General features: G+C 66.7%; 18 protein-coding genes and 4 pseudogenes. 7 read left to right on the plus strand and 15 right to left on the minus strand.

Annotation, left to right across the window (positions count from 1 at the left end; all coding sequences use genetic code 11):
• Positions 1–4 precede the first annotated feature (4 nt).
• The 5 genes and pseudogenes from ACZK2V_RS16945 to rlmD form a co-directional block, all read right to left on the minus strand.
• Positions 5–555 (minus strand): annotated as a pseudogene (locus tag ACZK2V_RS16945) (hypoxanthine-guanine phosphoribosyltransferase).
• Positions 555–1,558 (minus strand): annotated as a pseudogene (gene nagZ, locus ACZK2V_RS16950) (beta-N-acetylhexosaminidase). The pseudogenes ACZK2V_RS16945 and nagZ overlap by 1 nt, the downstream one beginning before the upstream one ends.
• Positions 1,559–1,721: 163 nt before the next feature.
• A complete protein-coding gene (locus ACZK2V_RS16955; protein ID WP_049421259.1) occupies positions 1,722–2,417 on the minus strand; it encodes a DsbA family oxidoreductase in 696 nt (231 codons plus the stop codon).
• 114 nt (positions 2,418–2,531) lie between these two features.
• A complete protein-coding gene (locus ACZK2V_RS16960; protein ID WP_049421258.1) occupies positions 2,532–3,017 on the minus strand; it encodes a CYTH domain-containing protein in 486 nt (161 codons plus the stop codon).
• 33 nt (positions 3,018–3,050) lie between these two features.
• Positions 3,051–4,385, minus strand: coding sequence for a 23S rRNA (uracil(1939)-C(5))-methyltransferase RlmD (gene rlmD, locus ACZK2V_RS16965; RefSeq protein WP_049421257.1), 1,335 nt, complete (start codon positions 4,383–4,385; stop codon positions 3,051–3,053).
• Between the two features lie 127 nt (positions 4,386–4,512).
• Here rlmD and ACZK2V_RS16970 point away from each other — a divergent pair, with 127 nt between their 5' ends.
• Entirely contained in the window at positions 4,513–5,241 is a 729-nt protein-coding gene (locus tag ACZK2V_RS16970) for a response regulator (protein ID WP_032129364.1), read from the plus strand.
• Between the two features lie 574 nt (positions 5,242–5,815).
• Here ACZK2V_RS16970 and recO read toward each other — a convergent pair.
• The 9 genes from recO to rpoE form a co-directional block, all read right to left on the minus strand.
• A complete protein-coding gene (recO, locus tag ACZK2V_RS16975; protein ID WP_049421256.1) occupies positions 5,816–6,535 on the minus strand; it encodes a DNA repair protein RecO in 720 nt (239 codons plus the stop codon).
• Between the two features lie 18 nt (positions 6,536–6,553).
• On the minus strand, positions 6,554–7,450 hold the full coding sequence (era, locus tag ACZK2V_RS16980) for a GTPase Era (protein WP_010482823.1): 897 nt from the start codon (positions 7,448–7,450) through the stop codon (positions 6,554–6,556).
• A complete protein-coding gene (gene rnc, locus ACZK2V_RS16985) occupies positions 7,447–8,127 on the minus strand; it encodes a ribonuclease III (RefSeq protein WP_032129847.1) in 681 nt (226 codons plus the stop codon). Before rnc ends, era begins: the two co-directional genes overlap by 4 nt.
• Positions 8,117–8,500 carry a DUF4845 domain-containing protein gene (locus tag ACZK2V_RS16990; RefSeq protein ID WP_010482821.1) on the minus strand — a complete coding sequence of 128 codons (384 nt, stop codon included), beginning with the start codon at positions 8,498–8,500 and terminating at the stop codon, positions 8,117–8,119. Before ACZK2V_RS16990 ends, rnc begins: the two co-directional genes overlap by 11 nt.
• 52 nt (positions 8,501–8,552) lie before the next feature.
• Positions 8,553–9,347 (minus strand): signal peptidase I, encoded by a 795-nt coding sequence (gene lepB / locus ACZK2V_RS16995; protein WP_032129848.1) that lies wholly within the window; start codon positions 9,345–9,347, stop codon positions 8,553–8,555.
• A gap of 54 nt (positions 9,348–9,401) precedes the next feature.
• Positions 9,402–11,195 (minus strand): translation elongation factor 4, encoded by a 1,794-nt coding sequence (lepA, locus tag ACZK2V_RS17000; protein WP_032129849.1) that lies wholly within the window; start codon positions 11,193–11,195, stop codon positions 9,402–9,404.
• A gap of 179 nt (positions 11,196–11,374) precedes the next feature.
• Positions 11,375–12,910, minus strand: a complete 1,536-nt coding sequence (locus ACZK2V_RS17005) for a DegQ family serine endoprotease (protein ID WP_032129850.1) — start codon at positions 12,908–12,910, stop codon at positions 11,375–11,377.
• 74 nt (positions 12,911–12,984) lie between these two features.
• Positions 12,985–13,872 carry a sigma-E factor negative regulatory protein gene (locus ACZK2V_RS17010; RefSeq protein WP_049421254.1) on the minus strand — a complete coding sequence of 296 codons (888 nt, stop codon included), beginning with the start codon at positions 13,870–13,872 and terminating at the stop codon, positions 12,985–12,987.
• Complete coding sequence (rpoE, locus tag ACZK2V_RS17015) at positions 13,869–14,489, minus strand: RNA polymerase sigma factor RpoE (RefSeq protein WP_010482816.1); 621 nt, start codon at positions 14,487–14,489, stop codon at positions 13,869–13,871. Before rpoE ends, ACZK2V_RS17010 begins: the two co-directional genes overlap by 4 nt.
• 235 nt (positions 14,490–14,724) lie before the next feature.
• Between rpoE and ACZK2V_RS17020 the strand changes: the two are divergent.
• The 4 genes and pseudogenes from ACZK2V_RS17020 to ACZK2V_RS17035 all read left to right on the plus strand — a co-directional run bounded on the left by ACZK2V_RS17020 (position 14,725) and on the right by ACZK2V_RS17035 (position 19,964).
• Positions 14,725–16,786 (plus strand): annotated as a pseudogene (locus tag ACZK2V_RS17020) (3-hydroxyacyl-CoA dehydrogenase NAD-binding domain-containing protein).
• 818 nt (positions 16,787–17,604) lie between these two features.
• Positions 17,605–18,466, plus strand: a pseudogene (locus tag ACZK2V_RS17025) (pirin family protein).
• A gap of 120 nt (positions 18,467–18,586) precedes the next feature.
• Positions 18,587–19,306, plus strand: a complete 720-nt coding sequence (gene aqpZ, locus ACZK2V_RS17030; RefSeq protein ID WP_486322606.1) for an aquaporin Z — start codon at positions 18,587–18,589, stop codon at positions 19,304–19,306.
• Positions 19,307–19,502: 196 nt separating this feature from the next.
• Complete coding sequence (locus tag ACZK2V_RS17035; RefSeq protein ID WP_071229554.1) at positions 19,503–19,964, plus strand: hypothetical protein; 462 nt, start codon at positions 19,503–19,505, stop codon at positions 19,962–19,964.
• Positions 19,965–20,092: 128 nt separating this feature from the next.
• Here the strand turns inward: ACZK2V_RS17035 and ACZK2V_RS17040 are convergent, their stop codons facing one another.
• Positions 20,093–20,944, minus strand: coding sequence for a pirin family protein (locus ACZK2V_RS17040; RefSeq protein ID WP_049421250.1), 852 nt, complete (start codon positions 20,942–20,944; stop codon positions 20,093–20,095).
• 215 nt (positions 20,945–21,159) lie between these two features.
• On the opposite strand from ACZK2V_RS17040, the gene ACZK2V_RS17045 reads away from it, so the two are divergent.
• Positions 21,160–23,241 (plus strand): carbon starvation CstA family protein, encoded by a 2,082-nt coding sequence (locus ACZK2V_RS17045; protein ID WP_049401342.1) that lies wholly within the window; start codon positions 21,160–21,162, stop codon positions 23,239–23,241.
• Positions 23,241–23,465 carry a YbdD/YjiX family protein gene (locus ACZK2V_RS17050; protein WP_005410613.1) on the plus strand — a complete coding sequence of 75 codons (225 nt, stop codon included), beginning with the start codon at positions 23,241–23,243 and terminating at the stop codon, positions 23,463–23,465. Before ACZK2V_RS17045 ends, ACZK2V_RS17050 begins: the two co-directional genes overlap by 1 nt.
• Positions 23,466–23,640 lie beyond the last annotated feature (175 nt).

Here is a 23,640-nt window from a genome sequence, read left to right on the forward strand (position 1 = left end):
GCCGTTATTCCTTCATCGCGTAGATGGCCGGCACGCAGCGCAGGGTTTCGTTGACGTCCATGCCGAAGCCGAACACGTAACGGTCCGGCAGTTCGATGCCGGCGTAGTCGGCAGTCACGTCCGGCAGCGCGCGGTCGTGCTTCTTCACCGTCATCGCGGCGATGCGCACGTCGGTCGCGCCCTGTTCCAGGCACCAGGTGCGCACGCCCTGCAGGGTGTAGCCCTCGTCGAGGATATCGTCGACCAGCAGCACGCGGCGGCCGAACAGCGAGGTGGCCGGCTTGTGCTTCCAGACCAGGTCGCCGCCGGTGGTTTCACCGCGGTAACGGGTGGCGTGCAGGTAATCGAACTGCACGTCCTGGCCGCGCGCCCAGTTCCAGCGCCAGCTGGCCGGCGAACGGCAGCGCACCGTGCATGATGGACAGGAACAGCGGCACCTCGCCCTTGTAATCGCGCGATGGCGTCGGCGATACCAGCGATGGCCTTGTCGATGGTGGGGCGGTCGACCAGCAGGTCAGCCTGGGCCAGGGCCTGGGAAATGGTGAGGTTGGGCATCAGACGGTTCTTCCAAGGGTTTCAAGCAGACGGGATTGGGTGTCGCCATGGCGGGCATCGGCCAGCAGGCCGTCCCAGCCGAGCGCCGCGGCCCAGCAGGCCCAGCAGCGCAGCAGTATTGAGGGAGCGTCCCTGCACGGCGTGCAGGGCTTCATCGACCAGTTCCGGGTGGCAGACCAGCACCACGTCGCAGCCGGCATCCAGATGCGCGTGCACGCGCGCCGGCACGCCGCCCGCACTGTGCGAGGCGGCCATGCCGATGTCATCGGAGAACACCACGCCGCGGAACCCGAGCTCGCCGCGCAGGATGTCCTGGATCCAGCGCGGCGAATAGCCGGCCGGTTCCGGTGCCACTTGTGGATAGATCACGTGCGCCATCATCACCGCGTCGGCACCGGCGGCGATGCCGGCCTGGAACGGGACCAGATCCTGGGCGCGCAGCTCGTCCAGCGCGCGGGTCGATCGCGGTATCCACGTGGGTATCTTCCAGCACGGTGCCGTGACCGGGGAAATGCTTGAGCGTGGCGGCCATGCCGACCGCATGCATGCCGCGCACGTAGGCGGCGGTGAACGCGGCCACCACCTGCGGATCTTCACTGAAGGCGCGGTTGCCGATGGCGCGGTTGCCACGGCCCAGGTCGACCACCGGCGCGAAGCTCAGGTCCAGGCCGCTGGCGCGCACTTCGCTGGCCATCAGCCAGGCGTGCTGCTCGGCCAGGGCCAGCGCCTGCTGCGGGTCGGTGGCGTACATCGCCCCGATGTCCTGCAGCGGCGGCAACTCGCTGTAGCCCTCGCGGAAACGCTGCACGCGGCCGCCTTCCTGGTCCACGCAGATCAGCTGCGGGCGCGGCGCGGCAGCGCGGATCGCCGCGCTCAGATCGGTCACCTGCTGGCGCGAGGCGAAGTTGCGCTTGAACAGCACCACCCCGGCCACGGCATCGTGCTGCAGCCAGTCACGTTCCTGGGCGGTCAGTTCGGTGCCGGCAACGCCGATCAGCAGCATGGTCGATCTCCACAACGCGCGCCCGCATGGCGCAGTGCCGCATTGTCGCAGAACCGGCCGACAGGCGCAGTGGTCAGAAAAAGGGGACGGAGGGGATTACGCCGCAATCGGCCCCTACGGGCTGGATACGTCTTAATTCCCTCCGTCCCCTTTTCGGATCCGGTCAGACCTTGCAGCCGTCCGGACCGCAGGCCTCGTCGCCGTCAGCCGGGGCCGCAGGCGCGCCCTGCTCGGCGGCGATCTGGCGCAGGGCGTTGGCGAAGGCCTCGGGGGGCTGCGCCCCGGAAATGGCCCACTTCCCATCGATGACGAAGGTCGGCACCGAAGAAACGCCCAATGCATGAGCCTGCGCCAGCTTGGCTTCGACCTCGGCCAGGCCGCGGTCGGAGGCCAGCATCTGCGCGATTTCACCCGCGTCGAGGCCGCCTGCCGCGCCCGCCTTGATCAGCACCGAGGGGGCCGCCAGGTTCTGACCGTGCTCGAAGTGGGCGCGGAACAGTGCTTCGCCCACCGCATCCTGCACGCCGTGCTCGCCCGCCAGCCACAACACCCGGTGCGCCGGCAGCGTGGTCACCCGCACCTGGCCCTGGCTGAAGTCCATCGGCAGGCCCTCGGCCCGCGCGGTGGTCTGGGTCTGGCCGAGGATCTGTTCGGTACGCTCAACGCCGCCGAACTTGCGCACATAGGCCTCGCGCAGCGGCACCGGGGTGGCGTCAGCATCCGGGTCGAGCTGGAACGGCTGCCAGTGGATATCGAGTTCAGGCGCGTTGGCGCCCAGCAACTGCACGCCCTGCTGGAAACGATGCTTGCCAATCCAGCACCAGGGGCAGACCACGTCGGAGTAGATGTCGATTCTCATCCTTTCCACATGGGGGCCGACACCCTCGATAAAAGGGGACGGAGGGGATTAAGTCGTTTCCCGCACAGATGGGGTAAAGACGACTTAATCCCCTCCGTCCCCTTTTGGGCGGCTTCACCACTCTGAATACGGGTGGCTGGCCAGGGCAACGTTGTAGTAGCGGGCATCATCGGTGACTTCGGCACCCACCCAGTCCGGCAGGTCGATGGCCTGGTCAGCGCTGTCCAGCTCAACCTCAGCCACTACCAGGCCGGCGTTGTCGCCGAGGAACTCGTCCACCTCCCAGGTCAGGCCGGCGTGTTCGACCAGATGGCGGCGCTTGTCGATCAGGCCGCCCACGCACAGCGCCAGCAGTGCGCGAGCATCGTCCACCGGGATCGGATAGTCGAACTCCTGGCGGGTGTGGCCGATGGTGCGCGACTTCAGGTTCAGCGCGGCGTGGTCGCCCTCGATGCGCACGCGCACCGAGGCGTTCTGGGTGCCGCGGTCGAGCGCGCCCATGTCGTTGATGTAGCCCTGCGCCATCGGGATCACCCGGTGCGCGGCGGCGCGCCAGCCATCACTGCTGACGAGGAATTTGCGTTCGATTTCGATGCCCATCGCGCCATTATGCGCGATGGGCATGACAGCCGATCAGCGCTTCTCGAATACCGCGATGCTTTCCACGTGTGCGGTGTGCGGGAACATGTCCATGGCACCGGCGCTGACCAGGGTGAAGCCCTGTTCGTTGACCAGATAGCCGGCATCGCGTGCCAGCGAACCCGGGTGGCAGCTGACGTAGACGATGCGCTTGAACTGCTTCAGCGGCAGCTGCTGCAGCACTTCGATCGCGCCCGAGCGCGGCGGATCCAAGAGCAGCTTGTCGAAGCCCTGGCGCATCCACGGCGTGCTGCGCTGGTCCTGGGTGAGGTCGGCGCTGAAGAACTGGGCGTTGGTCAGGCCGTTGCGCTCGGCATTCTCACGGGCCCGCGCGACGAGGCCAGCATCGCCTTCCACACCGACCACTTCGCGCACGCGGCGCGCCAGCGGCAGGGTGAAGTTGCCCAGGCCGCAGAACAGGTCCAGCACACGCTCGTCCTCACCCGGCTCCAGCAGGTCCAGGGCGTGGGCGATCATCTTCTCGTTGAGCTTGGCATTGACCTGGATGAAGTCCAGCGGGCGGAACGCCAGTTCGACATCCCACGGCGCCAGACGGAACGACAGCGGCACGCCCTGCCCGTCCAGCGGCTGCACGGTATCCACGCCACCGGACTGCAGGTAGATCACGAAGCCATGCTGCTGGCCGAAGGCGGCCCAGGCCACGCGGTCGGCATCGCTGAGCGGCTGCAGGTGGCGCACGGTCAGGACCACGGCCTGGTCGCCAGCGATGAATTCGATCTGCGGGATGTCACGCTTGCCATCGAGCGATTCGATGAAGCTGGACAGCGCCTCGACCTTGGTGCCGATCTCGGGGATCACGGTCAGGCACTGGCTGAGGTCGGCGACGAATCGCGGATCCTGTTCACGGAAGCCGACCAGGGTCTTGTCCTTCTTTTCGACCCGGCGCACCGAGAAGCGACCCTTGCGCCGGTAGCCCCAGCTCTCACCGACCAGCGGCGCCAGCACGGTGCCCGGCTTCACGTGGCCGATGCGCTCCAGGTTGTCCATCAGCACGCGCTGCTTGGCGACAATCTGCTGGTCTTCGTCCAGGTGCTGCAGCACGCAGCCGGCGCAGGTGCCGAAGTGCGGGCACTTCGGGGTGACGCGCTGCGGCGAGGCCTGCAGCACTTCCACCGTACGCGCTTCGTCGAAATGGCGGCTGCGGGCGGTCTGTTCGGCCATGACCACCTCGCCCGGCAGGGCGCCGCTGACGAAGGTGACCTTGCCGCCCTCGCCTTCACGGCGGGCGACACCGCGACCATCATGGCTGAGGTCGAGGATCTCGGTCTGGAACGGGGTACGGTCGATGCGGGAGCGGGATCGGGCCACGTGGCAACAGGCTGCGGGCAAAAATGGGGGCGTATTGTCGCAGATCCTGACCGGCAGGGTCCGGACCCGCTTGCGCCCGCCGCCGCTGTGCTTGATGATTGCAACAGCTGACATGGAGGCAGCCCTGATGCAGATGACCCCGCGGGCCAGCCGGCCCCGCTTCCTGCTTGTCGAGGACGACATCATCAGCCGCGGTTTTTTCAAGGCGGCGTTGGAAACGTTACCGGCGGACGTGGACACCGCAGACTCATTGGCCAGTGCCCTGGCCAGCGCCGAGCCCGGCGCGCATGACCTGTGGCTGATCGACGTCAACCTGCCTGACGGCAACGGCGCGCAGCTGCTGCGCGAACTGCGCCGTTCACATCCCGACACCCCGGCGTTGGCGCATACCGCCGACGGTGATACCTCGATCCATGCGCGCCTGCGCGAGGCCGGTTTCAGCGACACGCTGGTCAAGCCGCTGGGCCGCGACCAGCTGCTGAAGGCGGTGCGCCGCGCCCTGGTCAACAGCCCGGCCGGGATCGTCATGGCCCAGGCGCCGGCCGCGGTCGAGCTGCAGGTACAGGACTGGGACGAGACTGCGGCACTGGCCGCGCTCAATGGCCAGCGCAACCACCTGATCGCGCTGCGCGAGCTGTTCCTGGCCGAGCTGCCGGGCGTACGCGATGCGGTCGAGCAGGCGGTGGACCAGCATGACGAGCGCCAGCTGCGCAGCCAGTTGCATCGGCTGCAGGCGAGCTGTGGCTTCGTGGGGGCGGCGCGGTTGGGGCGGGCGGTGCGCCAGCTGCATCATGCGCCGGAGTCCGGGCAGGCCCAGGCGGGGTTCCGCGACGCGGTGGCTGCCCTGCTGCATTGAGGGTTGTTCGGCAGGGCTGCGCCCTGCACCTGCCGAAGCCTTCAAGCCAGGGCAACGTCAAACGTCAAAGGCCAGAGCAGCATTCCGTGGGATGGCGGGGCACTGTGGGTTTGCGGGGACGGCGCAAGTACGTCCATGTAGCCTTGGTCGCCGCATCCATGCGGCTCACACCCCGCAAACCCACACTGCCCCGCCTTCGACAGTTGGCCGGTGGCCAGTAGATCCACGCCATGCGTGGATGAATCTCAATCGGAATCAAATATTTCGAATTGAAATCGAAACGCATCCACGCATGGCGTGGCTCTACTGTGTCGACCGAGGTTGACACCCACCAGAGCAGAGTGCCATTCCGACAGCTCGCGAGAAACTGTCCAAGGCGGGGTGGGTCCGGTTGCGGGAGTGTCCGCGGCATGGATGCCGCGGCCAAGCCCCCATGGACGGGTTTACGGCGTCTCCCGCAACCGGACCCACCCTGCCATCCCACGGAATGCACGCTGTTGCTGTTGCTGTTGCTGTTGCTGTTGCTCGTGCCTTCCTCGGCAGGTGCAGGGCTGCAAGCCCTGCCGAACACCCCTCAACGCCTGGGTGCAAGCTGCTCGAGCATTTCCCAGGACTTCAGTCCTCGTGGCCCCAGGTGATGGGCCAGCACCCGCCGCATCGGCAGGCGCAGGCTGGCCAGGTCGGCGGCATCGGGCTCTTCGTCGGCGGCCAGCGCCAGCAGCGCCGAGCCGGTCGCGGCCGCCCGGCGTTCCCCACCGCGCTCGCTGAACAGGCGCTGCGCGCCTTCCTGTGGGTCCAGTTCGTAGCGCGCGGCCGGGTCGATCGGCTGGCCGTCGCTGGCGCTGTCCAGATCGAAACCCAGGCCCAGCGCAGACAGCAGCTCGCGTTCAAACCGGCGCAGGGTCCAGGCCAGGCCGGCGCCCACGGCCAGCCGCGCGCGTGCCTCGCCGTAGGCCAGGTACAACTCCGGCAGCGGGTCCTGGCGCGGGGCCAGGCGCAGGGTCAATTCACTCAGATAGAAGCCGGCCAGCATCGCCTGGCCGACCAGGCGCGGGGCAGCATCCAGTGCCTCGGCACCCCGCAGCTGGGCCAATTCGCCCCGCTGCTGGGCACTGAAGCGGATCCACTGCAGCGGCTGCAGGGCCGCGCGCAGCACCTGTCCCTTGGCGGTGGATACGCCACGCGCGAGCAGGCCGATCCGGCCATGCTGCGCGCTCAGTACTTCGACCAGCAGGCTGGTCTCGCGATAGGCCCGTGCATGCAGCACGAAGCCGGTGTCGTCCTCGATCATCATCGAAGCGACTGCAACGGCTTACTCGTAACCGAAGGCCTTCAGTGCGGCCTCGTCGTCGGACCAGCCTTCACGCACGCGCACCCAGGTCTCCAGGAACACCTTGGCGCCGAACAGGCGCTCCATCTGCAGGCGGGACTTGGCCCCGATCTCCTTCAGGCGGGTACCACCCTTGCCGATCACGATCGCCTTCTGGCCCTCGCGCTCGACCCAGATCACCGCACCGATGCGCAGCAGGTTGCCATCTTCGGTGAAGCGCTCGATTTCCACGGTGGTGGCATACGGCAGCTCTTCGCCCAACTGGCGCATCAGCTGTTCACGTACCAGTTCGCCGGCCAGGAAGCGCTGGCTGCGGTCGGTGATCTCGTCTTCGCCGAACATCGGCGGCGCTTCCGGCAGCAACGCCAGTACGTCGCGTACCAGTGCTTCCAGGCCGTTGCGCTTCTGCGCCGAGATCGGATGTACCGACGAGAAATCGCGGCCGGCCGTGACTTCCTGCAGGAACGGCAGCAGCGCGCCCTTGTCCTTCAGCCGGTCGATCTTGTTGACCACCAGCACCACCGGGATACCGGCGTCGCGCAGAACATTGAAGGCCAGGCTGTCTTCCTCGTCCCAGCGACCGGCTTCGATCACCAGCAGGCCGGCATCGACGCCTTCCAGCGAGCCGCGCGCGGCGCGGTTCATCACCCGGTTCATCGCCCGCTTCTGCACCTTGTGCAGGCCGGGGGTGTCGACCAGCACCAGCTGGCCTTCCGGATAGGTGGCGATGCCCAGCAGGCGATGGCGCGTGGTCTGCGGGCGGTTGGAAACGATGCTGACCTTGGCGCCGACCAGGGCATTGGTCAGGGTCGATTTGCCCACGTTCGGGCGGCCGATGACGGCCACGCTGCCGCAATGATGGGAAGTTTGTTCGCTCACTTGGAATCCAGTTGTTCTAGGACGGCTGCAGCCGCCTGTTGTTCGGCAAGCCGCCGCGAGGCGCCTTCGCCCTCGGTGCTGGCGGCCGGGTCGGCTACGTTGCAGCGTACCCGGAAGTGCTTGGCGTGGTCGTCACCGGATTCTGACACCAGTTCATACTGCGGCAACGCCTTCTGTCGGGCCTGCAGCCATTCCTGCAGGCGGGTCTTGGGGTCCTTCTCGGGCCGACCGGAAGCCGGCAGTGCCTCGATCGAAGCGCTGAACCAGGGCAGTACCACCGCCCGGCAGGCCTCGAAGCCGGCATCCAGGTAGATCGCGGCCACCACGGCTTCCACGGCGTCGGCCAGAATCGAGTCGCGACGATGACCGCCGGACTTCATTTCGCCCGGGCCCAGGGTCAGCCGTTCGCCCAGTTCCAGGGTGCGCCCGATCACCGCCAGCGCGCCTTCACGCACCAGCTCGGCACGGGCACGGGTCATCGCGCCTTCGTCGGCCTTGGGCCAGCGTCGGTACAACGCCTCGGCCGCCATCATGTTGACGATGCTGTCGCCGAGGAACTCCAGGCGCTCGTTGTGCGGCGCACCGGCACTGCGATGCGTCAGCGCCTGCTTGAGCAGGGCCGGGTCGCTGAAGGCATGACCGATCAGGTCGCCACGTTGGATGAATTTACTGGGCACCGCTTCGTGTCAGGTCCTGGGAAGAATCGAATTTGCCAACCACATCGAGGTTGCCGATCAGCTGACGGCGCACTTCGTAGTTGACCTTGAGGGTCCAGCCATTGTCGCGACGGTCGAACTTCACGTTGGCCGGCTTCACGTTGTCCGAATAGTTGATGTACAGGCGCTTGAAGAACAGGTCCTGGATGCGCGCCGGCTCCATGCTGCCCACGCCCGGCTCGTTGGCCAGGCTCTTCATCGCCGAGCGCACCGCGTAGTACTCCTGGTACATCGGGAACAGCTTCATGCCGATGTAGAGGAAGAAGCCAACCACGATCAGGACCGTCAGGAACGAGGTCAGGGTCATGCCACGCTGCGTGTTCATCGTCTTCATTGCGTTCTCCCCAGATACGCGTTGGATGTGAAAATACTCAGTTGGTGCCCGCTCAGTTGATGCTCGAGCCGATCCGCGACGGCTCGAAGCCATCCTTGCAGAACCAGCCCTGGCAGTTCAGCCAGATCAGGAATGCCTTGCCACGCAGGTTCTCTTCCGGCAGCAGGCCCCAGAAACGGCCATCGTCGCTGTTGTCGCGGTTGTCGCCCATCACCAGGTACTTGCCGGCCGGCACGGTCCACTGGCCCTGGCCACGCGGATAGTCGGTCTCCAGCACCGTGTGGGTGCGGCCCGGCAGGTGCTCGACCAGCAGGTTGGCGCCCTCGCCCTGGCCCTTGTGGCCGGCGTAGATGCCCTTGTTGTCGTACTTCAGCGGCTCACCGTTGAGGATCACGCCGTCGCCTTCGAAGACCACGGTGTCGCCCGGCACGCCGATCACGCGCTTGATGAAGTTCTCGCCCTTGGCCGGATCGTTCTCGCCATGGCCGGGGAAGTGGAACACCACCACGTCACCACGCGAGGGCTCGCCCACCGGCACGAACTTGGTGTTGCTGATCGGCAGGCGCAGGCCGTAGGAGAACTTGTTGACCAGGATGAAATCGCCGATCAGCAGGTTCGGCATCATCGAGCTGGACGGGATCTTGTACGGCTCGGCAATGAAGCTGCGCACGATCAGCACGATCGCCAGCACCGGGAAGAACGCACGCGAGTAGTCCACCAGCACCGGCTCGGAATCGAGCAGGCCCGCGCGCTGGGCGCGACGCTTGGCGAGGTACAGCTTGTCCGCGAGCAGGATCAGGCCCGAGGCCAGGGTCAGCACGACCAGGAGGATCTCAAACAGTTTCATTCAGGGTCCTTTGCAACGTCACCAGACGACCGGCCCCGCAGGGCCGGTGCGGGCTTACTTGTTGTCCATCTGCAGCACGGCCAGGAACGCTTCCTGCGGGATCTCCACGCGGCCGACCTGCTTCATGCGCTTCTTGCCTTCCTTCTGCTTTTCCAGAAGCTTCTTCTTGCGCGAAACGTCGCCACCATAGCACTTGGCCAGCACGTTCTTGCGCATGGCCTTGACCGTGGTACGGGCGATGATCTGCGAGCCGACGGCGGCCTGGATGGCCACGTCGAACATCTGGCGCGGGATCAGGTCCTTCATCTTTTCGCACAGCTCGCGGCCGCGACGGTCGGCATGGCTGCGGTGCACGATCAGCGACAGTGCATCGACCTTGTCACCGTTGATCAGTACGTCCACGCGCACGAACGGGCCTGCGTCGAAGCGCACGAAGTGGTAGTCCAGCGAGGCATAGCCACGGCTGACCGACTTCAGCTTGTCGAAGAAGTCCAGCACCACCTCGGCCATCGGCAGCTCGTAGCTGATCTGCACCTGGCTGCCCAGGTAGTTGATGCCGATCTGGCTGCCGCGCTTCTCTTCGCACAGCTTGATGATGTTGCCGATGTACTCCTCGGGGGTGAGCACGTTGGCACGGATGATCGGCTCGCGGATCTCCTCGACCTGGTTCACCGGCGGCAGCTTGGCCGGGTTGTCCATGTTGATGATCGAGCCATCGGTCTTCAGGACTTCATACACCACCGTCGGCGCGGTGCTGATCAGGTCCAGGTTGTATTCGCGCTCCAGGCGCTCCTGCACGATTTCCATGTGCAGCATGCCGAGGAAGCCGCAGCGGAAGCCGAAGCCCATCGCCTCGGAGCTTTCCGGCTCGAAACGCAGCGCGGCATCGTTCAGGCGCAGCTTGTCCAGCGCTTCGCGCAGGTCCGGGTAGTCCTCGGCATCGACCGGGAACAGGCCGGCGAACACGCGCGGCTGCATTTCCTGGAAGCCCGGCAGCGGCTTCGGTGCCGGGTCGCCGGCCAGGGTCAGGGTGTCGCCAACCGGCGCACCGTGCACGTCCTTGATGCTGGCGGTGACCCAACCCACTTCACCTGCACGCAGCGCCGGCAGCACCTTGCGCTTCGGGGTGAACACGCCGACGTTGTCGACCTGGTGGTTGCGGCCGGTGGACATCACCTGCAGCTTGTCACCTGCCTTGATCTCGCCCTGCATCACGCGCACCAGCGAGACCACACCCAGGTAGTTGTCGAACCAGGAGTCGATGATCAGCGCCTGCAGCTTGTCGGTGTCGCGCGGCTTCGGCGGCGGGATGCGATGCACGATCGCTTCCAGCACGTCCTGCACGTTCAGGCCGGTCTTGGCACTGACCGGCACGGCGTCGGAGGCGTCGATGCCGATCACGGCCTCGATCTCGGCCTTGGCACGCTCGATGTCGGCGGTGGGCAGGTCGATCTTGTTGATCACCGGCACCACTTCCAGGCCCTGCTCCACGGCGGTGTAGCAGTTGGCCACCGACTGCGCTTCCACGCCCTGGGCCGCATCGACCACCAGCAGCGCGCCTTCGCAGGCGGCCAGCGAGCGGCTGACTTCATAGGAGAAGTCGACGTGGCCGGGGGTGTCGATGAAGTTCAGATGGTAGGTCTGCCCGTCCTTGGCCAGGTACGGCAGCGACACCGACTGCGCCTTGATCGTGATGCCACGCTCGCGCTCGATCGGGTTGGAGTCGAGCACCTGCGCTTCCATCTCGCGGGCCTGCAGGCCACCACAGAGCTGGATGATGCGGTCGGCCAGCGTGGACTTGCCGTGGTCGACATGGGCGATGATGGAGAAGTTGCGGATGTTCCGCATCGAATCAGAAGACATAGGTGGCGGCGGCGCGCGGCGTCGTCAGGGTAACGGTCGATTATCGCATGCCCGGCGCCCGCCCGCGAAAACGGCCTCATCGGACCGGGCCCGGAATGGCCGAAGCCCCGCCAGGGCGGGGCTTCGGGGAAAAGCAGGAGCCGCCGAAGCGGCCCCGGCAGGCCTTACTGGCCGGCCTTGACCGCGACGAACGCGCTGTTGCCGCTGCCGGTGCGCACCAGCAGCATCACCACGTCACCCTTCTTGTAGCTGGAAAGCGCACGGTTCAGCGCGTCCACGCTGCCGACCTGGGTGCTGGCCACCTGCAGGATCACCATGCCCGGAGACAGGCCCGCATCACGCGCGCCCTGGCCCTTGACCCCGGTGATGCGCACGCCTTCGCCCGATTCCAGGCCCAGCTGCTTGCGCTGCGGTGCGGTCAGGTCACTGACGTCCAGCCCCAGCAGGGCATTGGCGCCGGCCTGCGGAGCCGCATCGCTGTCGCCGGTGGCCGGGCCACGCGAACCGGCCTGCCCGTCTTCGGTCAGTGCGGTCAGGGTGGCACTGAGGTCGCGCGGCTTGCCATCACGGATCACACCCAGGGTGACCCGGCTGCCCGGTGCCATCGCGCCGATCAGCGGCGGCAGGTCGGACCAGCTGTTGACCGGCGCGCCGTTCACCGAACGGATCACATCACCGATCTTCACCCCGGCCCGGGCTGCAGCCGAGTCCGGCACGATCTGGTTGACCAGGGCGCCGCGGCTGTCCGGCAGGCCCATCGCCTGCGCCTTCAGCCCGTCGATTTCCTGCACCACCGCGCCGAGCTGGCCACGGGTGACCTTGCCGGTCTTCTTGATCTGCTCGACCGCGCTCATCGCCAGGTCGATGGGGATCGCGAAGCTGATGCCCATGTAGCCGCCCGAGGCGGAGAAGATCTGCGAGTTGATGCCGACCACTTCGCCACGGGTGTTCAGCAGCGGGCCACCGGAGTTGCCCTGGTTGATCGCCACGTCGGTCTGGATGAAGGGCACGTAGCGCTGGTCCGGACCACCTGTGCTGCGGCCGAGGGCGCTGACCACGCCGGCAGTGACCGAGTGGTCGAGGCCGAACGGCGAACCGATCGCGACCACCCACTGACCCGGCTTGAGGGAGTTGGAGTCGCCAACGCGCACGGTCGGCAGGTTCTTGCCGTCGATTTTCAGCAGTGCCACGTCGTACTGCTGGTCGCTGCCCACCACTTTCGCGGTGAACTCACGGCGGTCACCCAGCTTGACCTTCACCTCGCTGGCATCGGCCACCACGTGGTAGTTGGTCAGCACATAGCCATCGGGCGAGATGATGAAGCCCGAGCCCATGCCGCGGCCCTTGATGCTGGGGCCACCGTCCGGACCGCCCGGGCCCTGCCCCGGCATCGGGAAATCCGGGCCGAAGAAGCGGCGGAAGAACTCCGGCATGTCATCGTCGCCGCCCATCGGGCCCCGCGAGGCCTGGCGGTTGTTGCGGACGATGGTGGTGTCGACGTTGACCACGCCAGGCCCGACCTGTTCGACCAGATTGGTGAAGTCAGGCAGGCCCGTGACCAGCGGCTGGGCCGGGGCCCGCGGCGCGGCGGCCGGCGCGGCCTGGGTCTGGGCGGCCGGAGCCGGGGCCTGCGCGCAGGCCACCAACGGCAGAGTCAGGGCCAGCAGGCCCATGGCCTGCGTGCGGAGTCGGGGAGTCATCGGACGGCAACCTCCGGATCGGATGGAAAGAGGAATACGGGCCCCGCCGACGGCGGGGCGTGAAAGCGCCCGGCTCAGTCGCGCGGGCGCGGCGGCACCGGCAGGTCGTCCTGCAGGCGCGGCTCGAACGGGTAGAACGCGGCGCCACCGGCGTGGGCCGGGAAGCTCGCATTGAGCGCGCCACCGGCAGCGGGCGCCAGGCTGGAGCGCGGCCACGGTCGCGCCTGCAGGCCACCAACCTCACCGAACGGCATGTTGCGGCTGGCATTGGCCGGCACGGTCGGGGTCAGCGGCGCCTGTGCGGCGGCCACGGCGCGTTGCGGCATGTCCTCGCGCTGGGCGGCACGCGCAGCCTGCTGGCTGCGGGTAGCGCTGGCGCGACGGGTGTCCTGGCGTCGGCTGGCCGCGGCCATGGCCACTGCCGGTACACCGGCCACGGCCATTGCGGCGGTATCCACCGAGGCTTCGGTTACCGGAGCCGGCGTCGTCGGCGCCGGCGCGGGCGCAAGTTCGGCCTGGCTGGCGATCACCTGCGGTGCCAACGGCTCGCCCGGGGTGGCTTCCTTCAGCTTCTCGCCGCCCATGAACAGCGCCACCGCCGCCACCGAGGCGGCCAGTGCGGCGCCACCGCCCCAGGCCCGCCAACCGCTGCGGCGCACCTCGCGGCGCGGCTCGGCCTGCGGCGCCGGTTCGGCAGCGATGGCGGCGGCCACGGCCGCGCTGAAGCCGGCCGGCGCCAGCGCCGAGGCCTGCCCGCGCATCACGTCACCCAGCAGCTGCCAGCGTTCCTGGCAGCCGGCCAGCTCGGGGTCGTGCTCCATCCGGCGCAGCAGGAAGCGCGCTTCGTCGGCGCCCAGCTCGCCATCGACCAGGGCCGACAGCTGTTCGCGATGGCGCTGGTCCAGGCGCTGTCCGGCGGGCGATTGGTGGTTCTGCGATTCGTTGAACGGATTACTGGTCATACGCGGCTCTTCTCACGGGTGGCGCTGCCGATGTCCAACAGCGGCCGGAGTTCGGTGTCGATCGCCTCGCGCGCCCGGAAGATCCGTGAACGCACGGTGCCGATCGGGCACCCCATTTTCTGCGCGATATCTTCGTAACTCAGGCCTTCCACCTCGCGCAGGGTGATCGCCAACCGGAGTTCTTCCGGCAGCGCATTGACGGCCTTCATCACCGTCTGTTCCAGTTCCTGGCGCATCAACTCGCGTTCGGGCGTATCGGTGTCGCGCAGGCGCGTCCCGCTGTCGAACTGTTCGGCGTCACCGATGTCGATGTCATCGGTCGGCGGCCGGCGATTGTGTGAAGCCAGGTAGTTTTTGGCGGTATTCACGGCGATTCGATGCAACCAGGTTGAGAACTGGGCATCGCCGCGGAAACTTCCAATCGCGCGGTACGCACGGATGAAAGTGTCCTGGGCGACGTCCTGACATTCGCTCCAGTCGGCGATGTAGCGACCGACCAGGGCCACCACGCGATGCTGGTACTTGCGCACCAGGACATCGAACGCGGCGCTCTCGCCGTGCTGCACGCGCCGGACCAGTTCCAGATCCAGCTCCTGAGGTGTATCAACATCGGCCATGAGGGGCCGCACTCCTGTCAGCCCAACCGACGTCGGGCAATGAGACTGCCAATCCCGGGAAAAGTTCAGTCGCCGATCACCTGGCGCCGCACCAGCTTTTAACCACCGTTCCGTTAGCGTCCCGGTCCACGGCCATGGATCCGGGGTCGCCACTCCCCTGCTATTGGGATTTGACGCGAGGGAAACAACCTCTGGATCATAGCCGCTTCTCCATACACAACCGGATGGAACGTCCATGCTCTCAGGCTTCGATGGTCTCCGCTTCAGCCACTGGCACCCCAAGATCCGCGACGACGGCGTGGTGGTTCTCTCCCTGGATCGTCAGGACAGCAGCGTCAACGCCATGTCGCAGGACGTGCTGCTGGAACTGGGCGACCTGCTCGAGCGCATTGCACTGGACCCGCCCAAGGGCGTGGTGATCCAGTCGCTGAAGAAGGCCGGCTTCATTGCCGGTGCCGACCTGAAGGAGTTCCAGGAGTTCGACCGCCGCGGCACCGTCAACGACGCCATCCGTCGCGGCCAGGCCACCTACCAGAAGCTGGCTGAACTGCCCTGCCCGACCGTGGCAGCCATCCACGGCCACTGCCTGGGCGGCGGTACCGAGCTGGCGCTGGCCTGCCGCTACCGCGTGGCCTCCAATGACAGCAGCACCCGCATCGGCCTGCCGGAGACCCAGCTGGGCATCTTCCCGGGCTGGGGTGGCAGCGCGCGCCTGCCGCAGCTGGTCGGCGCACCGGCGGCGATGGACATGATGTTGACCGGCCGCACCCTGTCGGCCTCGGCCGCGCGCAGCATCGGCCTGGTCGACAAGGTGGTGGCACCGGCAGTGGTGCTCGACACCGCCGTCGCGCTGGCCTTGTCCGGCACCACCCGCCCGTTCAAGCAGCGCGACGGCCTGGGCCACCAACACCTGGCTGGCCCGCACGCTGCTGGCGCCGCAGATGGTCAAGCAGGTCGCACGCAAGGCCAAGAAGGACCAGTACCCGGCGCCCTACGCGCTGATCAGCACCTGGCAGCGCAGCGGCGGCAAGCCGATCCAGGCACGCCTGGATGCCGAGCGGCGTGCCGTGGTGAAGCTGGCCAGCACGCCGACCGCGCGCAACCTGATCCGCATTTTCTTCCTGACCGAGCGCCTGAAGGGCCTCGGCGGTGGTGACTCCGGCATCCGCCACGTGCACGTGGTCGGCGCCGGCGTGATGGGCGGTGATATCGCTGCGTGGGCCGCCTACAAGGGCTTCGACGTGACCCTGCAGGACCGCGAGCAGCGCTTCATCGACCCGGCCATGGAGCGCGCGCAGGCCCTGTTCGCCAAGAAGGTACGCGACGAGAGCAAGCGTCCTGCGGTGGCCGCGCGCCTGCGTGCCGACCTGGAAGGCAACGGCGTGGCCGAGGCCGACCTGGTGATCGAGGCGATCATCGAGAACCCGGAAGCCAAGCGTGCGCTGTACCAGACGCTGGAACCGAAGATGAAGCTGGATGCGCTGCTGACCACAAACACCTCGTCGATTCCGCTGGTGGAGCTGCGCGACCACATCCAGCGCCCGGCACAGTTCGCTGGCCTGCACTACTTCAACCCGGTCGCGCAGATGCCGCTGGTGGAAATCATCCATCACGACGGCATGGCGCCTGAGACCGAACGCCGCCTGGCCGCGTTCTGCAAGGCACTGGGCAAGTTCCCGGTGCCGGTGGCCGGCAGCCCGGGCTTCCTGGTCAACCGCGTGCTGTTCCCGTACATGCTGGAAGCCGCCACTGCCTACGCCGAAGGCATCCCGGGCCCGGTGATCGACAGGGCCGCGGTGAAGTTCGGCATGCCGATGGGCCCGATCGAACTGATCGACACCGTCGGCCTGGACGTGGCCGCCGGCGTCGGTCGCGAACTGGCGCCGTTCCTTGGTCTGCAGATTCCGGCCGCGCTGCAGACGGTGGAACCGGACAAGCGCGGCAAGAAGGATGGCCAGGGCATCTACACCTGGGAGAACGGCAAGCCGAAGAAGCCGGACGTGGCCAGCGATTACCAGGCCCCGGCCGATCTGGAGGACCGCCTGATTCTGCCGCTGTTGAACGAAGCGGTGGCCTGCCTGCACGAAGGCGTGGTGGCCGATGCGGACCTGCTGGATGCCGGCGTGATCTTCGGCACCGGCTTCGCACCGTTCCGCGGTGGTCCGATCCAGCACATCCGCGCGGTGGGTGCCGACGCGATCGTCGAGCGGTTGAAGGCGCTGCAGCAGCGCCATGGTGACCGTTTCGCACCGCGCCCGGGCTGGGACAACCCCGCCCTGCGCGAACCGGTGGTGTGAGTTGATCGGCCGGGCCTGCGGCCCGGCACCCGCAGAGGCAACCGCCGAAGCAAAAGCAAGAGCCAGAGCCGGAGCAACAGCCGGCTCTGGCTTTTCTGTTTGCTGGGCGGGGCGGTGTGGGCAGGCAGGACACGCCGTAAACCCCGCTCCGCGGTCCGGCCCAGCCGCTGGCGGCTGTGCGTTCGGGCGCTTGCGAAGCAGTGCTTCGCAAGCAAAGCGCCCTCACCCATGGGGGCTCGATGGCGCCTTGCTCGTGTGCGCTGTCCTGCGCACACGGCAAGACCGGGGTTGGGCGTCCTGCCCAACCCGCCCGAGGCATGCCTCGGGCCCATGGCGCCAACGGTCCTGCCTGCCCACAACGCCCCACCCCTGACAGTTTCCCGGTGACGGTCAGTGACCTTCGGGAGCTGGTAGGTGTCGACCTTGGTCGACACGCTTGGTCCACGCCATGCGTGGATGCGAGCGAAGCGACCGGCGTTTGATTTTGATTTTCTTTTTTTCTTCTCCGTGGCTGGACGCACACGGAAACTGTCAGAGGCCGGGCGGGGTGGGTTCGCGGGGGTGTCCGCGGCATGGATGCCGCGGCCAAGCCTCCAAGGACGGATTCACGGCGTCCCCCGCGAACCCACCCCGCCCGGCCAAGCGCGGCTTTTGCTTTACACGACCAAGCAACCAGCCACGAGGGGCTGCGCCGTTGGCTGGAACCCCAGTCGAGCAAGCTCCACTCTACGGAACAACCTGTTACCCATACGGGGCATGTCCCCGTCACCGCTGCATGCGATGCTGATCACCTGATCCCTGCCAGCGAGAACGCCCGCATGACCACCATCATCGCCCCGCGCGTGCACGACATCGGCGGACTCGAAGTCCGTCGCGCCGTCCCCACCCTGCAGGCGCGCAGCATCGGCTCGTTCGTGTTCGTCGACCAGATGGGCCCGGCGCTCATGCATCCCGGCACGGCCATCGACGTGCGCCCGCATCCGCATATCGGCCTGGCCACCGTCACCTACCTGTGGTCGGGCGCGATCGGCCACCGCGACACGCTGGGTTCGGACCAGGTGATCCGTCCCGGTGACGTCAACTGGATGACCGCTGGCCGCGGCATCGCCCATTCCGAACGCACGCCGCAACCAGACCGCGATCACGACAACCCGATCCACGGCATGCAGACCTGGGTCGCACTGCCGAAGTCGCATGAGGAAATCGAGCCGGCGTTCTACCACCATGCCGCGGCCACCCTGCCCGAGCAGCGCCGCAATGGTGTCTGGCTGCGGGTAATCGCCGGCCGCGCCTATGGCGAGGAATCGCCGGTCAAAGTATTCGCCGATACGCTCAACGTGGCGATCGACCTCGACCCGGATGCGGAAATCGATATCGACAACGGCCACCGCGAGCGCGCTGTACATCCTCGAAGGCGACGCGCAGCTGGATGGCGTGGACATCCCTGCCCAGCACCTGGTGATCCCCGAGGCTGGTGCGCGTGGCCGCCTGCGCGCGAAGACGCCGGTGAAGGCGATGTTGTTCGGTGGCGAGCCGCTGGATGGCCCGCGTCACCTGTGGTGGAACTTCGTGTCCAGCTCGAAGGAACGTATCGAACAGGCCAAGCACGACTGGGAGGCCGGCCGCTTCGGCACCATTCCGGGCGACGACAAGGAATTCATCCCGCTGCCGCAGTACTGACATCGCGTGTTGCACACATCCGAAGGTGTATCCCTGCACCCGGCGTTGACACTACAGTCACCCGCTGATCATTGAAATGTGACATAAATCACACTTTCGACCGTCAAAGGAGTGCAACACATGAGCATGGGTAAACGCTTGTCCGCCGAGTTCCTCGGCACGTTCTGGCTGGTTCTGGGTGGCTGTGGCAGTGCCGTGCTGGCCGCCAAGTTCGGCGGTGACGGCAATCCGCTGGGTATCGGTTTCCTCGGCGTTGCGCTGGCCTTCGGCCTGACCGTGGTGACCGGCGCCTATGCGTTCGGCCATATCTCCGGCGCGCACTTCAATCCGGCGGTCAGTGTCGGCCTGTGGGCCGGCGGTCGTTTCCCGACCAAGGACCTGATCCCGTACATCATCGCCCAGGTCGCCGGCGGCCTGCTGGCCGGCTTCATCCTGCTGCAGATCGCATCGGGCGCCAGCGGCTTCGCCATTGATGGCAGCCAGGCCGGTGCATTCGCCAGCAACGGCTACGGCGCGCTGTCCCCCGGCGGCTACAGCGTGGCCGCGGCCTTCCTGTGCGAAGTCGTGCTGACCGCCGTGTTCCTGATCGTGATCATGGGCGCCACCCACGGCAAAGCACCGGCCGGGTTCGCCCCGCTGGCGATCGGCCTGTCGCTGACCCTGATCCACCTGGTCAGCATCCCGGTCACCAACACCTCGGTGAACCCGGCCCGTTCCACGGCGGTGGCCTTCTTCGCCGGCAGCGGCGCGGTCAGCCAGCTGTGGCTGTTCTGGGTCGCCCCGCTGCTGGGCGGCGCGATCGGCGGCATCATCTACAAGTGGATCGGCAACGACCGCTGAGACCTGTGCGGACCATTGCGGCCGACCACCGGCCGCAATGGTTACGCGTGTAACCGCGATTTGTGCGATCGCTCACGTTCCGTTAAGGTTGAGTTGACCGTCCGTGCACATGCCGGCCGGGGCGGCATCCGGGGATGGGATGCCAAGGCTGCCGGTCCATCCGGCGGAGCCAACGACACACCACCTTGGGGGATGCATGAAGTTCGCGCCTGTAGTGTTGTCGAGCCTGCTGTTCGCGGTGGCCCAGGCCGCCGCTGCACAGGCTCCCACCGAATGTCCTTCATTGCCGGCCAGCAGCGGCCTGCAGTGGCAACAGCAGGCACAGGCCGATTTCCTGGTCTGCCGCGCCAGCACCGGCGATGGCCGCGAGGTACTGAGCCTGATGCTCAGTGCGCGCGATCCCAACCTTCCATTGAACCGCTCGCTGCGCCAGGAAAAGGGCAGCTTCGGCGGTGAATCGCTGTACTGGTATCAGCCCGATCTGGGAGGCCAGCAGCCGCCCGGCTATGCCGAGCGTCGCATCAGTGTGGTCAAGCTCGACAAAGGGCGTTACGCGCAGATTTCGCTGTATCCGGACAGCGCGCAGGAACTGGGCTCGCTGCAACAGCTGGCGCAGGGCATGAGCCTGACCCCGTCGGCCGTGGCCGCGGGGCGCTGAAGGTGACGGGGATGACTGCCTGGCAGCATCCCCGCAATGCGAGCCGACCTGACGGTAGTGCCGGCCGCTGGCCGGCACCCCGATCCGCCTTTGTCCGAGGCTGCTGCCGGCCAGCGGCCGGCACTCCCTCAGAACTTGCCTTCCTGGAAATCGACGAAGGCCTGCATCAGTTCCTGCCGCGTGTTCATCACGAACGGCCCGTGGCGCATCACCGGTTCGCGCAGCGGACGGCCGGCCACCAGGATCAACCGCGCACCTTCGCTGCCGGCCGAGATGTGCAACTGCTCGCCACCGCCCAGCACCGCCAGTTCCTGGCGTGCAACGTCGCGCGCGGCGTCCTGCTCACCCACGGTCATCGCACCTTCGAACACGTAGGCGAACGCGTTGTGCCCCTCCGGCAGCGCATAGGTCCAGGCCCGGTCGGGCGCCAGCGTGATGTCGAGGTAGAGCGGATCGGTGGCCGGCTGCACGATCGGGCCATCGGTGCCGTCCACGCTGCCGGCAATCACCTTCACCTCCACGCCCGGCTCCGGGTGCACCACGGGAATGCGCTCGGGCGCGAATTCCTGGTACTTCGGCTCGGTCATCTTCTCCTTCGCCGGCAGGTTCACCCACAGCTGGAACCCGCGCATCTGCCCGCTTTCCTGCTCGGGCATCTCCGAATGCACCAGGCCACGGCCAGCGGTCATCCACTGCACGCTGCCCGGGGTCAGCAGGCCTTCGTTGCCGTGGTTGTCGCGATGCCGCATGCGTCCGTCGAGCATGTAGGTGACGGTCTCGAAACCACGGTGCGGGTGTTCCGGGAAGCCGGCGATGTAGTCTTCGGCACGGTCGGTACCGAACTCATCAAGCAGCAGGAACGGATCCAGGTCGGGCAGCGTCGGGCCGCCGATGACGCGGGTCAGGCGCACACCGGCACCGTCGGAGGTGGGCATGCCACGGATGGTACGCAGCACGCGGACCGGTTCGGGAAGGCTCATGGCGACTCCTGTTGGATGGATGCCAGTGAAGATGGACGCCACATGGCCGTACGCCAATGGATGGCACCGCAACCGATTGTTCCATCCCTGATGTTCGCTGCACGTCAGCGCCCCCTGCGTACGACCAAAGTACTAACGCTGATTCGTCCTGTGCCAATTGACCCTGTCGTGGGCAAGCAGGACTCTTTGTCTGTCTTTCCGGGAGAGAGCACCTCATGAAAGGGTTTTCCAAACTGGGCTGGGCGGTACTCGCTCTGCTCGGCGCGTTCTGTCTGGGCACCGTGGCGCTGCGCCGCGGCGAACACATCAATGCCCTGTGGATCGTCGTCGCGGCGGTGTCGCTGTACCTCGTCGCCTATCGCTTCTACAGCCTGTTCATCGCCAACAAGGTGATGCAGCTGGATCCGACCCGGGCCACCCCGGCGGTGATCAACAACGATGGCCTGGACTACGTGCCGACCAACAAGCACGTGCTGTTCGGCCACCACTTCGCCGCCATTGCCGGCGCCGGCCCGCTGGTCGGCCCGGTGCTGGCCGCGCAGATGGGCTACCTGCCCGGCCTGCTGTGGCTGGTGGTGGGCGTGGTATTGGCCGGTGCGGTGCAGGACTTCATGGTCCTGTTCCTGTCCAGCCGCCGCAATGGTCGCTCGCTGGGCGATCTCGTGCGCGAGGAGATGGGCCAGGTGCCCGGCACCATCGCGCTGTTCGGTGCGTTCCTGATCATGATCATCATCCTGGCAGTGCTGGCGATGGTGGTGGTCAAGGCGCTGGCCGAAAGCCCGTGGGGCATGTTCACGGTGATCGCGACGATGCCCATCGCGATCCTGATGGGCGTGTACATGCGCTACATCCGCCCCGGCAAGATCGGCGAGATCTCGGTGGTTGGCCTGATCCTGCTGCTGGCCGCGATCTGGTACGGCGGCAAGGTCGCCGCCGATCCGGTCTGGGGCCCGGCCTTCACCTTCACCGGCACCCAGATCACCTGGATGCTGATCGGCTACGGCTTCGTCGCCTCGGTGCTGCCGGTGTGGCTGCTGCTGGCCCCGCGTGATTACCTGTCGACCTTCCTCAAGATCGGTACCATCATCGCGCTGGCCATCGGCATCCTGGTGGTGATGCCGGAACTGAAGATGCCGGCGCTGACCCAGTTCGCCGCCAGCGGCGACGGCCCGGTGTGGAAGGGCGGCATGTTCCCGTTCCTGTTCATCACCATCGCCTGTGGCGCGGTCTCCGGTTTCCATGCACTGATTTCCTCCGGCACCACGCCGAAGCTGCTGGCCAATGAAGCGCACATGCGTTACATCGGCTACGGCGGCATGCTGATGGAATCGTTCGTGGCGGTGATGGCGCTGGTGGCGGCCTCGATCATCGATCCGGGCATCTACTTCGCGATGAACAGCCCGGCGGCGGTGATCGGTGCCGATGCGGCCTCGGCCGCGCACTACATCACCAACACCTGGGGCTTCACCATCACCCCCGAGCAGCTGACCGCGACCGCGGCGGCCATTGGTGAACCGACCATCCTGCATCGTGCAGGTGGCGCGCCAACACTTGCGGTAGGCATCGCGCAGATCCTGCACGAAGCGATTCCCAGTGGCAGCGACGCGATGATGGCGTTCTGGTACCACTTCGCGATCCTGTTCGAAGCACTGTTCATCCTCACCGCGGTGGACGCCGGTACCCGTGCGGGCCGCTTCATGCTGCAGGACCTGCTGGGCAACTTCGTGCCGGCCCTGAAGAAGACCGAATCGTGGACCGCCAACATCATCGGCACCGCGGGTTGCGTGGCGCTGTGGGGCTACCTGCTGTACACCGGCGTGGTGGATCCGTTCGGCGGCATCCAGACGCTGTGGCCGCTGTTCGGCATCTCCAACCAGATGCTGGCCGGTATCGCGCTGATGCTGGGCACGGTGGTGCTGTTCAAGATGAAGCGTGACCGCTATGCATGGGTGACTGCGGTACCGGCGGTGTGGCTGCTGATCTGCACCACCTACGCCGGCTTCATCAAGATCTTCGACAGCAATCCGGCACAGGGCTTCCTGGCACAGGCACACAAGTTCCAGGCCGCGCTCGCCAGCGATACCATCACTGCACCGGCCAAGTCGGTGGCGCAGATGAAGCAGATCGTGGTCAACGCCTACGTCAACACCGGCCTGACCGCGCTGTTCCTGCTGGTGGTGGGCGCGGTGCTGGTGTATTCGATCAAGACCATCCTGGCGGCCCGCCGCAATCCGCAGCGCACTGACCGCGAGACCCCGTACGTGGCGCTGAAGCCGCATGAAATGGTGGATCTGTGATGAGTACCCAACTGGTTCCCGCCGGCCAGTACCAGGCGCACCGCCGCATCTGGCGGCGCCTGGTGCAGACCGCACGACTGTGCTGTGGCATTCCTGATTACGACAACTACGTCCGGCACATGCTGGAAAAACATCCGGACCAGGAGCCGATGGACTACAAGACGTTCTTCCGCGAGCGTCAGGAAGCACGTTATGGCGGACGCAACGGTGGCCGCTGCTGTTGAGGATCCGGTTCAACAGCTCTCGAGTGACGTTGAGTAGATCCACGCCATGCGTGGATGAAACCTGGCAGATATCGAGTTGAGTCCGGGGTCAGATCCGTTTCCTGCGGGAAACGGATCTGACCCCTTGTTCATGGACATCCATGAAATGCATCCACGCATGGCGTGGATCTACGGA

The organism is Stenotrophomonas sp. 93052_Sma, assembly GCF_056481145.1.